The 12,159-nt window shown below is 44.8% G+C and carries 13 protein-coding genes; 6 read left to right on the top strand and 7 right to left on the bottom strand.

The features are described 5' to 3' along the window. Nucleotides 1-193: 193 nt before the first annotated feature. The 3 genes from JGK14_RS31615 (at nucleotide 194) to JGK14_RS31605 (ending at nucleotide 3,733) form a co-directional block, all read left to right on the top strand. Nucleotides 194-1,726, top strand: coding sequence for a phytoene desaturase family protein (locus tag JGK14_RS31615; RefSeq protein WP_293185684.1), 1,533 nt, complete (start codon nucleotides 194-196; stop codon nucleotides 1,724-1,726). A gap of 308 nt (nucleotides 1,727-2,034) precedes the next feature. Beyond that, nucleotides 2,035-3,249, top strand: a complete 1,215-nt coding sequence (locus JGK14_RS31610) for an FAD-dependent oxidoreductase (protein WP_325315906.1) — start codon at nucleotides 2,035-2,037, stop codon at nucleotides 3,247-3,249. A gap of 361 nt (nucleotides 3,250-3,610) precedes the next feature. Beyond that, on the top strand, nucleotides 3,611-3,733 hold the full coding sequence (locus tag JGK14_RS31605; RefSeq protein WP_293157680.1) for a hypothetical protein: 123 nt from the start codon (nucleotides 3,611-3,613) through the stop codon (nucleotides 3,731-3,733). 594 nt (nucleotides 3,734-4,327) lie between these two features. Here the strand turns inward: JGK14_RS31605 and surE are convergent. Next, nucleotides 4,328-5,005, bottom strand: a complete 678-nt coding sequence (surE, locus tag JGK14_RS31600) for a 5'/3'-nucleotidase SurE (protein ID WP_325315905.1) — start codon at nucleotides 5,003-5,005, stop codon at nucleotides 4,328-4,330. A 149-nt stretch (nucleotides 5,006-5,154) separates the two neighbouring features. On the opposite strand from surE, the gene JGK14_RS31595 reads away from it, so the two are divergent. Continuing rightward, nucleotides 5,155-6,591 (top strand): DUF3370 domain-containing protein, encoded by a 1,437-nt coding sequence (locus JGK14_RS31595; RefSeq protein ID WP_325315907.1) that lies wholly within the window; start codon nucleotides 5,155-5,157, stop codon nucleotides 6,589-6,591. A 62-nt stretch (nucleotides 6,592-6,653) separates the two neighbouring features. Here the strand turns inward: JGK14_RS31595 and JGK14_RS31590 are convergent, their stop codons facing one another. From JGK14_RS31590 to JGK14_RS31575, 4 genes are all read right to left on the bottom strand, one after another. Next, nucleotides 6,654-7,082, bottom strand: coding sequence for an HNH endonuclease (locus tag JGK14_RS31590; RefSeq protein ID WP_325315904.1), 429 nt, complete (start codon nucleotides 7,080-7,082; stop codon nucleotides 6,654-6,656). Then, nucleotides 7,079-7,438 carry a hypothetical protein gene (locus JGK14_RS31585; protein WP_293232937.1) on the bottom strand — a complete coding sequence of 120 codons (360 nt, stop codon included), beginning with the start codon at nucleotides 7,436-7,438 and terminating at the stop codon, nucleotides 7,079-7,081. Before JGK14_RS31585 ends, JGK14_RS31590 begins: the two co-directional genes overlap by 4 nt. A 71-nt stretch (nucleotides 7,439-7,509) precedes the next feature. Beyond that, the gene (locus JGK14_RS31580) at nucleotides 7,510-7,698 is read right to left on the bottom strand and encodes a hypothetical protein (RefSeq protein WP_293207408.1); all 189 of its coding nucleotides are present in this window, start codon (nucleotides 7,696-7,698) and stop codon (nucleotides 7,510-7,512) included. A gap of 30 nt (nucleotides 7,699-7,728) precedes the next feature. Further along, nucleotides 7,729-8,040 (bottom strand): DUF433 domain-containing protein, encoded by a 312-nt coding sequence (locus tag JGK14_RS31575; protein WP_293207406.1) that lies wholly within the window; start codon nucleotides 8,038-8,040, stop codon nucleotides 7,729-7,731. 20 nt (nucleotides 8,041-8,060) lie between these two features. Here JGK14_RS31575 and JGK14_RS31570 point away from each other — a divergent pair, with 20 nt between their 5' ends. Next, a complete protein-coding gene (locus tag JGK14_RS31570; protein WP_325315903.1) occupies nucleotides 8,061-8,183 on the top strand; it encodes a hypothetical protein in 123 nt (40 codons plus the stop codon). Between the two features lie 45 nt (nucleotides 8,184-8,228). Here JGK14_RS31570 and JGK14_RS31565 read toward each other — a convergent pair whose 3' ends face one another. Beyond that, nucleotides 8,229-8,756 carry a helix-turn-helix domain-containing protein gene (locus JGK14_RS31565; RefSeq protein WP_293327930.1) on the bottom strand — a complete coding sequence of 176 codons (528 nt, stop codon included), beginning with the start codon at nucleotides 8,754-8,756 and terminating at the stop codon, nucleotides 8,229-8,231. Between the two features lie 484 nt (nucleotides 8,757-9,240). Between JGK14_RS31565 and JGK14_RS31560 the strand changes: the two genes are divergently transcribed. After that, nucleotides 9,241-11,598, top strand: a complete 2,358-nt coding sequence (locus tag JGK14_RS31560; RefSeq protein WP_293327927.1) for a hypothetical protein — start codon at nucleotides 9,241-9,243, stop codon at nucleotides 11,596-11,598. Nucleotides 11,599-11,676: 78 nt separating this feature from the next. Here JGK14_RS31560 and JGK14_RS31555 read toward each other — a convergent pair whose 3' ends face one another. Beyond that, the gene (locus tag JGK14_RS31555) at nucleotides 11,677-12,042 is read right to left on the bottom strand and encodes a helix-turn-helix domain-containing protein (protein ID WP_293327924.1); all 366 of its coding nucleotides are present in this window, start codon (nucleotides 12,040-12,042) and stop codon (nucleotides 11,677-11,679) included. Nucleotides 12,043-12,159 lie beyond the last annotated feature (117 nt).

Below are 12,159 nucleotides of genomic sequence, written 5' to 3'. Positions count from 1 at the left end.
GGGTTAAAGATTTTATTTGATAATTTTCCATCTCCGAATACCTTCTTCGTCCACGGAGGTGGACATCGTTTGTGTAGCCGCGATTTCCAATCGCCGGGGGGCTATAAGAAATCATCTTCAGAATTTCCTCAGAATTGAGCGTTAGCCTAAAAATAGAACGATCGCCCGATTCAATCGATCGAGGAAATATCCCATGAAAACAGATTACCTCATCGTCGGTAGTGGTTTATCAGCATTGGTTTTTGGAGCCTTGATGGCCAACTCCGGCAAAATCGTGCACATCCTGGAAGCTCACGAGCATCCCGGAGGCTTTGGCCACACCTTTACAATGGCCAAAAAATACACGTTTAATGCCCAATTCCACTACGTTTGGGACTGCGGCGAAGGACATACAGTCGATCGAGTTCTCAAAAAACTCAATCTCGATCGCGATGTCACCTTTGAGCGCTACGATCCGAATGGCTTCGACCACATGAGAATGCCTGGGTACGCCCTCGATATTCCCTCGGAAGCAGAGGAATTGATCCGGCGATTGTCGGCGCTGTTTCCCGAAGCGGGCGAGAGAATTCGCAAATTCGTCAACGAAGTCGAAAAAACTGGCGAAGGACTCAGAAAACTCGCTCCTCCCGTCAAACCAATTGAATTGCTCAAAAATTTCGGTGACGTATTCTGCGCCGTCCAACACCTCAATAGCACGCTTCAGGATGTTTTTGATAAATTCCAACTCCCCCAAGGCGCCCAAACTTTATTAGCCCTGCAATGGCCGGACTTTTTGCTACCTCCTAACCAGTTGTCTTTCTATGCTTGGATTGCTTTGTTTCGAGGCTATCAAGAAGGTGCATTTTATCCGACGCAGCATTTTGAAGATGTCATCAATTCTTTAGTTAAAGTCATTGAATCCAACGGCGGGAAAGTTTTACTAAACCATGAAGTCACGAATTTCCGGCTGACAGATAGAACTGTCACGGGAGTTGAAGCGATGGATTTGACAACGCATCAAACCCATGAATTCACGGGCGACACGGTGATTTGCAACCTCGACCCCAAAAGAGCAGCCAAGATGATTGGTCAGGAACTGTTCTCAAAAACAGTGCGGCGGAAACTTGATTATGAGTATTCTGCATCCAACTACATGGTGTACTGCGTTGTCAAAGATATCGACCTGCGAGACTACGGATTTGGCAAGTGGAATACGTTTCATTCCGAACATTTGGATCTGAATGAAGCTTTTGCTCAAATGTATGACAAAAATGATTTTTCTCGTCCGAGTTTTGCGATTACAACGCCGACTTTACTCACCGAAGCGCGGCGGGATTGTCCCGAAGATTGTCAAATTGTAGAATTTCTGACTGTGGCAAACTACAGTTATTTTAAACAACTTTGGGAGACCGACCGCAAAGCTTACAGGCAGAAAAAACAAGAGATTCTCGACTCAATTTTAGACGTAGTTGAAAAACACTATGTTCCCGATTTCCGCAAACACATGATTTTTCATATTACCGGAAGTCCTACCACTAACGAGCGCTTCTGTTGGTGTCCTAACGGCAATTCCTACGGTTCTACCCTGACGCCGAAAAACATGGGAGTCGATCGGCTAAATCACGAAACATCCCTCAACAATTTCTATTTCTGCAACGCATCCTCGGGCTATCCAGGCTTTGCACCGACATTTTGGACGGGGGCGCTGCTTTATCAACGTTTGTCCGGCGATGCGATTTTAGGCTAAGAGAAATTCGTTACTCGGCGATGGAAATCGCTAGTTGTGAAACGAAGTCTACCTCCGCAGACTAAGAAATAAAAAGCGCATTACATCCAACCAGCCAGAAAACTAGAAACAGCTTCTAGTCCCTCCGTTATCAAAAGCAGTTAGGTAGGGCAGTTTATTGTCATCAGACAAATTAGGTACGTAGTTGCGCTTGAGCGCTCTTTCATAATATTTATAAAGAGCGCTGAAGCGCAACTACATACCTTCTTTTTTTAAGCTCTTAAGCATTCGATGATTAATGTTCCACTCTATCAATTTAGGAGAGAACCATGAGAATTGCAATTGTTGGGGGCGGAGCTAGTGGTATGGCTACAGCCTACTGGCTCAACAAACAGGGACACCACGTCACTGTGTTGGAAAGTCAGCCGATTTTAGGCGGACACATTCGGACGCTCAATAAAAATGTTTTGCCCAATCAATCTGAGTGCAATGAAATATTAGAAAATGGGGTGCTGGAATTTCCCACTGTGTTTTACAATTTCGCGGCTTTAATGCAGGAGCTAGGCGTTGAATTAGAACCCGTGCAGATTGGTTCATCGCTATTTTTTAAAGATGGCGGTCACTTTTTGTCAGCGGTTGCTATTCAAAAAAATTTTACGGGAATGCAACGCTTGATTGAGTATTTGCAACTCGACAGTCTCTATGCTCGTTCGGCTGGATTTCTGCTAAAAATGCGGTTTGCCAAACAGCACGATTTCTACGATATGCCACTTTCTCATAGTTTAAAAAAGTCGTGCGTCCGCAATGATTGGCTGAAGTTGCTGACGATGTACAGCTACTCGATACCGTTTGAATTGCTCGACGATTTTCCAGCGGAATTGGCGATGCCGGTGCTGCGCGAATATGCTTCGGTGAATTGGGTGAGGATTAAAGGGGGGGTCTATTCTTACATTGAAAAGATTCTGGAGCGGTATAAGGGTGATATCCTGCTGAATGTGGAGATTGCCAAGATTTTCCGAAGTGCTGGTGCTGTAAAAATTGTGCTGGCCAATGGGGAAATTCAGGAATTTGATAAGGTGGTTTTTGCGATGCCGCCAGACCAAGTGATGAGGCTGTTGGCTGACCCGACGGAGGCGGAAACGAAGCGGTTTGCGGCCTGGAAACCCAATTATGCCACGACTGTGCTGCATTCGGATACTTCGATGTACGATCGCTACGGTATTCGCAAGTTATCGGAATTCGATTTTTTCGAGACGGACAAGGGATGGGGCTACAATGCAAGCTTGAATCAGCTTTGCGGCATCACATCGCCGCGAGAGTACAGTTTAGCTTTTCATCTGGATGAATTGATTGCAAAAGAGCAAATTATTCACATTCAGAAACATCACACACCATTATATACAGTGGAGTCTTTCCGATATCGAGATGAAATTATCGAGACTAATGGCGAGAATCATACCTATCATGCGGGAGCTTATTTGGGAGATGGCTTGCACGAAGGAGCGATTACCTCTGCTTTGCGAGTCGCGAAATTAATCGGGTGAGTGGAACGTTGATGCTACAAACTCTAGGAAATAAAGTAATTTCCGACATTCTACACATGAGGAATTTATGGATATGCCTAAGAGTAGATGCTAGGAGTGCAAAACATAGTTTATAATCTACCAAAGATGATACGATACTAACAGCAAGTAAACTCGTGTCCGCTGAAAACACTGTAAAATAAGTTTGTAGTGGGTTAAGTCCTCAGAAAATGCTGAAGAATTAAGTCCTGACTACAAACTTATTCTATTAAGGCTAATTGACCGAACACGATATCGCACCTGTCTGTCGGGCAACTCCTTTTACTTGCAGTTAGGCAGAGGTTTCTATCGATGTTTTTTGAGTCAAAATTGAGGAATGATTATGTCAAAAGAAAGAAAAAGCAACAAAGAAGTCAAAAAGCCAAAAAAACAACCTGATGGTGTTGCTAAGCCGAAGGATGACAATAAAAATTTTGGTAGCAGGGACGGTCAGAAGGAGAGATAGCTGCCATTCTCGGGATGGCGATTAATTTTGTTTGATTGTCATTCCTCTCAAGTTTCAACCTATTTAAATATCCCGTTTTCGGCTCATCTGAAAACGGGTTTATTATTAAATCATATCCGCAGAGAATGCTCGCAATCATCAGATGGGTTTATCATGGTAATTTAGCCATAGGATATTATATTTAGGCTATATGGGCGGTTTTATTGTCGTCATACAATTTAGGTAAGTAGTTGCGCTTCAGACCTATTTCCTAATATAAGCTAAGAACCTTTAATCTGAAGTACATAGTTGCGATGAAAGCGCTATTTCCTAATATAAGCTAAGAACCATTCATCTTAGGTACGTAGTTGCGCTTCAGCGCTCTTTATAGTATAAGCTAAGAACGCTTTCATCTGAGGTACGTAGTTGCGATGAAAGCGCTTTTCCCTAATATAAGCTAAGAACCTTTCATCTGAAGTACGTAGTTGCGATGAAAGCGCTATTTCCTAATATGAGCTAAGAGCGCTGAAGCGCAACTACATACCTTGGGGCAAGGGCGAGCCGACCTTTGAGCGATACTTTTGGTATGAGAATAAAACCACCCTACCTAATCCCTCACAGAGATATCTCAGTCACAGCAATATTACCGCCAAAACACACCTCAACATCAGTCCCCGGCGCTCGATCGCGATTCCCATACTCTCCGACATAATAAAAGTATTCTCCCTCTTGGCGGTAAACCACAGGCAGCGGCTGAGTTGAAGGCTTGCAAAACACAATTTCCGGTTCCGCACTTCCCGGCGCTAAATGCGGAAAATTCACATTCCAAAAACACCCAGACTTTGGTTCGCGATTCAGCAAATCGGCCAACACCCGCGATGTCCAGCGAGTCGCGACATCCCAGTCAATTTCCAGCGGCCTTTTAATTCTATGGGAAATTGCGATGCCAGGAATACCGTGCATAGCTGCTTCCCGCACCGCAGCAACTGTACCTGAAATGTACACGTCAACGCCCAAATTGCCGCCGGCGTTAATCCCGGAAAGTACCAAATCCGGTTTTGGACAAACGTGATTGAGAGCAATCCGCACGCAGTCTGCGGGTGTTCCTCCTACAGCATACTCGACGGACGATCGCCGATCGACATGAATCGGACTGTGAGCAGTCACCTGATGCCCGCAGCCCGAAAGTTGCCCTTGAGGGGCCACCATAATTGTCTTGCCCTCTACAGCCTGCAAAAGTGCCTGAATCCCCGGAGCATCAATGCCGTCGTCGTTGGTTAAAATTATCGTCATTGAAAATTTGTCCTAAATTTGACTATATCCGCAAAAATTGACCTAAAATTCCCAAACTCAAGGAAATGTCAACCTAGTTGTGGTAAAGTTTTGTGTCGATTGCTTTGCGTCAAAGCAATTTGCAAGTTCAGTTAAACGCGCTCACAGCTATGTTTTTGTTACCAATTCTACCCTTAGCTCAAGCAATCCCGAAACCTCCGAGTCAACAAGTCATCCAAATTCAGCGAGAAGTCCCGCTACCGGAAAACGAACTGGATTTACCACCACAACCGCAGACAACCGGCCCGCTGAAAACTGTGACGGTGCCCCAGCAAGTGCGCGTTTTGCCGGGAAAACTCGACAGCATCCCCGTTTTCAACAGTAACAGCCCGGAAGTTGTACAAACCGAAGGCATTTTGCTCTCCACATTTCCCGAGGAAGCCAAACAAGTACCTTCTGCACACTTAAACTTTGCCTTTAAAGGCAGATTTGACATCTTCGCCCACCACATCGCCAAAGCTAAAAATCGTGCCGAAACTCGCACCTTATTTCAAGGCATAATTGTCCACAATCCCAACTCGGAACCTGTTACTTTAAATATCCTGCAAGGAGCGACTTATTTAACTCGCCCGGATGCTTTGTTTGTCGATTTGCCGTCGTATTTAGAAAATCGATTTGGCACTGTGTTTGCGGGGCCTGGCAGCCGCATCACCAGCGATGTGCTGCGGGGGCACAGACAAGCCATTTTGCCGGCTTCCATCGAGATTCCGGGCAATCAGAGCCGAATGCTGATGAATTTGCCGATACCTGTGGGGACTGTGACGCCTGCTTCTAACGGGCGATCGACTTTAATGCGAGTGTCGAGCAGCAATTCGGTTTATGTTGCTAGTTTAGCGATGTTTGCTCCTCAAACTAAAGAAGGAGTCGAGCAATATCCGACTTTGGAACAATGGGAAAATATTTTAAACACGAAAGGTTTAGCTGGGCCGAGAGATTTAGCACCAACTCCCAGAGGCGAAAATCCACTGCAAAAAATTTACGGGCGCGTTGCCGGAGTCGCTGAAGGTTCCGAGTGGAAAGCTAAAATTACTGACAATTCGCGAACCGATTATTTAACGATTCCCAAGCGCGGCGAATCATTTTCCTATGCTTTGAGCACTACTGATACGGGTACTTTTGGGACTGGTCAAATTCAAAGCGCTAAAATGTTAGCTCGCTATCCAGATACTGCTTATTTTGCTCACGGTAATTACGGAATTCAATACAATTTAACTTTTCCGCTTTACAACAAATCTCGCGAGTCCCAATCTGTCAGCATTAGAATGCAAACACCGATTAAAGCAAATAAAGAATCGGCCGGACTTACGTTTTACGATCCTCCGGAAAATCGGATATTTTTCCGAGGTACGCTGCGGGTGATGTTTAATGATGATGGGGGGAAGACTTTGACGCGCTACATTCACATTGTGCAGCGCCGGGGACAGCAGGGGGAAGCTTTGGTAAATGTGAATATGAAGCCGGGGGAACGCCGTTTGGTGCAGGTGGATTTCTTGTATCCGCCGGATGCGACGCCGCCGCAAGTGCTGACTGTGCGATCGAGTAATTAGTTGATGGTTGACAGTTGAATTGCGGGCAAATTTTAGTTATAGTGTGGCTTGAACGCGATCGATTAATCGGATTTTGTTAACGATTGAATTTTGATAGATAGCTTGCGTTCGATCAGACATTCTGCACGATTAACCTGCAATAAACGCACAGTGACTCGACCGATCGGAGTTAGAGGTTCGATTGTACCACTTTCAGTTTGAAGTTGAAAATTGTCTTCCCAGGAATCTTTTCGAGGATTGTAAAGTCGAACCACTTCACCTGTTTTTGGATCGATTGAGGCAATGTCGCTTCCTTTATTTTTGTTACAAATTGAGCAAGACAAAGCCAGATTACTTTCAACTGTTTCGCCGCTGTGTTTTTCTGCAATGATATGGTCTATTTGATGAGACGAGAGGGCGAGTGTTTCTGGAATTAAACAATATTCGCAGTATCCGTTGGCGCGATCGCATACCATTCGTCGCAGACTAGCTGAAACGTAGGTTTTACTCATGCTACCTCGCTCAGTTTCAGCAGAGCTTGCGCTTTGGCAATGCGTACTAAATGTTCGACAAATTCGTATTGCTGCCACAGGCGCTGCTCGATCGGCGTGAGTCCTTCTGTGCGGTTTTTCTCTAATAAAGTATCGATTTCAGCTTGAAGAGCGTCGGATAAACGCAGGGCTAATATTTCTTGTGGCGATGGTAAACTTGCTATAAATTCTAATATCTTCGTGAGTCCAGAAAATCCGTTTGAAGGATTAGCTTCGACTTCCCTCAATCCCAGCATCAAAATCTGTGGTAACTCATCTTTGAGAGGATCTAGCCGCAGTGCTAGTTCGTCGGGAATTTGAAGGGTAATTGTTGCCATTTTTTTTACTCACTGACGCTCTAATTTAATCCTAGCACAATAGACGACGGGAATTGTAATTATAATGATTATTAAGAAGATTTTGGGTATTCCTGAAGTATAAATGTCTGTTGGCTACCTTTAATATTTTGTTTCATCACCCGAAGTAGACGATTCTCCATCGGCTGTGTATCTTGAGTGAAAAAGTCGTGGAGTACCTGCACTTTACCTGCATAATCTCGATCGGCTTTACAAATTATAATTCCTGCGTGATTTGACATTGTAGAGTGGAGATTGATGAAATCTTTTAGTTACTCATTTTCAGCAAGCCACAGCTCGATTTCTTCTCGGTTGCGATCGTAATAGTTGGTCACCGCTTGCAAATCTTGAACGGTGAGTCCTGGATAATTATAGAGAAGTTCGGCTTCAGTTGCGCCCTGTTGTTGATAAGTAACAATCGTCCAGACGGGAATGCGGGTATCGCGAATTCGCGCTGCACCGCCACAAATTCCGGGAGTTTTGTGAATGGGATGCTGAAGGGTTTGGACGAATTTCAGGGCTTCTGCGAGCAAGTCATCAGGCAGTGTTTCAATGGTTTGGAGAAGTTGTTCTTTGATGGTCATAATCGATCGCCAAAATCTGATTGAATCGTAGCACAATAGAAATACGATCGCCCTTATTTGAGAAATGCAGCGTGCGATCGCCCGCGAGACAAGGTAAAAGTACGCGCGTGCGTAGCTATCCCGTAGGGAATCGCCCTTCCTGATTTTAGTCGCTTCACCCTATCAATCAGTTGAATTGCAGCAAAACTTTAGTTAGCGTTGTTATCGTTGATGTCTAGATTTTGTATTGAGAGTTCTGAATCTGGTGAGGTCGGTATTCGCAGGTTTATAAAAAACACTATTTGATTGTTATCTATATTTATATTCGTTACATTAACAATACAATTTTCAGGTAATAAATCTTTGACTGGGAATTTACCAGACGACTGAGTTTTATATCCAGCATCCTCAAGCCATTCAGCAATATTTCTCCAATTTTCGATCTTTTCAATCCCTTTACCCACAAAGCCTTTAACGTATCTATAAATAGTGGCACACAGGTCAGTTTCCACACCCTTGGGATTCTTTTGCAGCTTTTCGGCGATTTCAGCGGGACTATTGCCACAAAGCAACCCCCGCAGGTGCAGCTTTTCTACGGGGGTGAGAGGCTTTCCCTTAACGGCGGCCAAGTCTGCGTACAGAGTTTTTAAGTCCCAGCGGCTTTCTGCCTCGACGAAGCGATCGTTTGTGGATGCCATAGATTGGTGTGTGTAAATTTCCTGATGCGATTCTAACATAATTCCTGATGTATATCAGTTTACGAGCAGCTTTATTTAGCTTAATATACTTGAAAGCTCAAGTGTAAATGGTGCATTTTACACGTCAAAAAGTTTGTGGCAGGGCTTTTGAGTAATTACTGACTAAAGTTAGTGTTACGACAGGGATTAGGGCTAAATTTTGGTAATTTTCTGGGTTTGACTCTAGTTTCGGGTACTACTGGTAATTTTTTTTAATTTATTTTCTGGGTTTTGCATAATTTTGTGGATGTGGCCCTGATATATAAATAGGAGGCTGCAACAGGCTTTCTTGGGAAATTGTGCGATCGCTGCGAAAGCTTTGCTATGCAGGACTTTTGCTTACATCGCAAATCCCTGACTTCGCATAAAAGTTAGGGCGATCGCACGATCTAAAAATACAGGCTAGCAAGTCATTTTTTCAGAGATGGAGAAAGACTTTTATCTCGAATAAGCATAAATCTAGTATTCACACTGAGATTGCAACATGAACATTAATGGAACGTTGTCTGACGATACTCTCAATGGCACCCCCGATGCAGATTTAATATTTGGACAACAAGGCTCTGACTTAGTGTTTGGCCGTGATGGAGACGACTTAATCTACGGCAAGCAAGGAGATGACAAGCTATACGGTAATGAAGGTAATGATACCGTCTACGGTGGCAAAGGTAACGATACAGTTTACGGCGGCAGAGGTGACGATCGGCTATTTGCTAATGCTGGAGATAACTTGATATACGGCAACGAAGGCGAGGATACAGTTTCTGGCGGAATAGATAACGATACAGTTTACGGTGGTAAAGGTAATGACAGCTTGTTTGGCAACTTCGGGAATGACATTCTCTATGGCGATAAAGGAGCAGATACATTAACTGGGGGCAATGGTAACGACACTTTTTTTATTGGCAAAAATACTGGGGGCTCTGAGCTTTCGGATGCCGATTTTATTGTTGATTATACAGACGGTGAGGATGTAATTAAGTTAAGGAACGATCTGGCCTTTGATGATCTGAATATTTATGTGGGTACAGGGGTCAATGCTGGCTACACGATTATTCAGGATGACGTGACAGGCGATTATTTGGCTGTGTTGCGAGGTGAGAACAGATTGACTATCGCTGATGCTAGGAGGGTTGTGAGTGTGACGCCGGAGTCTTTACCGACGCCCGCACCTGCACCTGTCACAACGCCGACGCCTGCACGGACACCGACTCCGACACCTGCACCTGTAACGACTCCGACACCTGCACCCGCACCGACACCTGCACCGACGCCTGCACCGACACCGGAGCCAAAGCCTTTTATCACGCCGACTCCGACACCTGTGACGACGCCGACACCTGTGACGACGCCGACACCTGTGACGACTCCGACACCTGTGACGACGCCGACACCTGTGACGACGCCGACGCCTGTGACGACTCCGACGCCTGTGACGACGCCGACGCCTGTGACGACTCCGACACCTGTGACGACGCCGACACCTGTGACGACTCCGACACCTGCGCCAACTCCGACACCTGTGACGACTCCGACACCTGCGCCAACTCCGACTTCTGTCACACCTACACCACCGGTGATACCACAACTGCCTGCTCCACCTGCGCCTAACGGATTCAACATCAAGTTTGACTATCGTTACGATACCACTGGTTTCTTTAACGATCCTAGTCGCAAAGCAGCGCTGGAAGCAGCAGGTAAAATCTGGACAGATGTCATTAAAAACGACTTTCCAAATCCACCTATTGGCATATCTGGGACAATAACCCATCCGATTACAGGGCAAGCCCAAAACGTTATTTTCGATTCTCAAATTGATGATATGGTTCTGTTTGTCGGCGGTCAATCTCCCGTCTTCGGTAATAATCCAGCCGCCGCTGGACAGCTAGTTTCTGGTCAAATGGCAAGATTTGGAGGTAATAGTGTTCGACAAGCAAGACCGGGCGACATTTTTGGCAGCATCTCTTTTGAGTCAAGTTTTAACTGGTTCTTTGACTCAACACCTACAACTGTTAGTGATATTCCAGTAACCCAAAGTGATTTCATTAGTGTTGCTGTACACGAAATTGGTCACTCGTTAGGTTTTTACCCCTTCACCCAGGGAACAGGCCCTAACTCTCTCAATGTTAATGGTGGTAATCCGATTCCATTTATGCCCGGTGGTAATCCTCACATCGATCAAAACTTCCGAATTGATGGTCAATCACCAGTTATGTCACCAGGTGCTGGTGGACGGTTCCCAACAAGAGCAGATTTAGCAGTTTTGGCGGATAAAGGCTATCAAATTCCTAGCCTTGCTGGTTATGTCCCACAAGAAAAACCCGCGATCGCAAGCCAGAATCGTGATAATTTTACTGGTACTGATGGTAATGATACGATCGATCTTTTAGGTGGAGATGATCAAGCCCTTGGCTATGAAGGTAATGATTTGCTATTTGGTGGTGATGGCAATGACTTTTTTGACGGTGGTGTCGGCAATGACAGCTTGATTGGTGGTCTCGGTAATGATAACCTACTCGGCAAAGAAGGTAATGATGTGCTATTTGGCGGTGATGGCAATGATTTTCTTCAAGGTGGTGTCGGTGATGATAGCTTGATTGGTGGTGCTGGTCAGGACTATTTCGTCTTTAATACCGCTCAAGATGTATTAATCGGACAAGATATTATCTACTCCTTCTCTGTCGCCGAGAATGATGTGATTCAAATTCAGGGTTCAGGGTTAACTGCAAGTACAGTTTTAAGCCAGGTCAACAGCACTGGTAAAATTACTTTTGCTTCGGGTGGTCAACTTACTGTGTTCTCTGTCACTCCTTTGACTGCAAGTAATTTGATCGTTCTGTAGTTGAGCGATATTTTGTAAACGAATAAGAGCGATCGCCCTTAATCTCCAAAAGTGCGATCGCCCTTAATGTCACTTCTCTTAATTGCAAAACAAACTCGGCTCTACATGAAAAAAACTCCCCAGAATCAATGCCAACTCTTTACCAATATCTCGATCGCCATTAACGACTTCAGACACTCTTGTTTCAGATCCCATAACTCCCACCAAGTCAGCCGGTTGTAACTCTCTTTGTTCCATCAAAAACAGCAATATCGAATGAGGCGTTGCTGTGGCTGCTGGTGCGTAGTATTCTTGCTCAAATTTTTCAATCAATGCAATCAGCAATTCATATAACTCATTTTCTTCAGGAGTGCGATCGGGCTGGTGCATCAACTCTTCCACCATAGTCAGAGCCTTTTCATTATCCGCTTCGTTTCTAATTATTTTCGGCTGATACTGAGACAATAACTCTTTGTATTTATCCTGACGGGGTGACAGGTCGTCTGAAAAGCATACAGGGAGATAACTCTAGACAAATCGCCTCAAAAAAGATAGGGTAAGAAAGCTTCTTACCCAAAAATA

It is taken from the genome of Microcoleus sp. PH2017_28_MFU_U_A (genome assembly GCF_020738035.1).
Classification (GTDB): domain Bacteria; phylum Cyanobacteriota; class Cyanobacteriia; order Cyanobacteriales; family Microcoleaceae; genus Microcoleus.
This window is presented reverse-complemented; position numbering and strand designations above follow the sequence as displayed.

What these genes read in the sequence shown, in the direction of transcription:
- JGK14_RS31615 (WP_293185684.1), top strand. Translation starts at nt 194, where the DNA reads ATGAAAACAGATTACCTCATCGTCGGTAGTGGTTTATCAGCATTGGTT.
- JGK14_RS31610 (WP_325315906.1), top strand. Translation starts at nt 2,035, where the DNA reads ATGAGAATTGCAATTGTTGGGGGCGGAGCTAGTGGTATGGCTACAGCC.
- JGK14_RS31605 (WP_293157680.1), top strand. Translation starts at nt 3,611, where the DNA reads ATGTCAAAAGAAAGAAAAAGCAACAAAGAAGTCAAAAAGCCAAAAAAA.
- surE (WP_325315905.1), bottom strand. Translation starts at nt 5,005, where the DNA reads ATGACGATAATTTTAACCAACGACGACGGCATTGATGCTCCGGGGATT.
- JGK14_RS31595 (WP_325315907.1), top strand. Translation starts at nt 5,155, where the DNA reads ATGTTTTTGTTACCAATTCTACCCTTAGCTCAAGCAATCCCGAAACCT.
- JGK14_RS31590 (WP_325315904.1), bottom strand. Translation starts at nt 7,082, where the DNA reads ATGAGTAAAACCTACGTTTCAGCTAGTCTGCGACGAATGGTATGCGAT.
- JGK14_RS31585 (WP_293232937.1), bottom strand. Translation starts at nt 7,438, where the DNA reads ATGGCAACAATTACCCTTCAAATTCCCGACGAACTAGCACTGCGGCTA.
- JGK14_RS31580 (WP_293207408.1), bottom strand. Translation starts at nt 7,698, where the DNA reads ATGTCAAATCACGCAGGAATTATAATTTGTAAAGCCGATCGAGATTAT.
- JGK14_RS31575 (WP_293207406.1), bottom strand. Translation starts at nt 8,040, where the DNA reads ATGACCATCAAAGAACAACTTCTCCAAACCATTGAAACACTGCCTGAT.
- JGK14_RS31565 (WP_293327930.1), bottom strand. Translation starts at nt 8,756, where the DNA reads ATGTTAGAATCGCATCAGGAAATTTACACACACCAATCTATGGCATCC.
- JGK14_RS31560 (WP_293327927.1), top strand. Translation starts at nt 9,241, where the DNA reads ATGAACATTAATGGAACGTTGTCTGACGATACTCTCAATGGCACCCCC.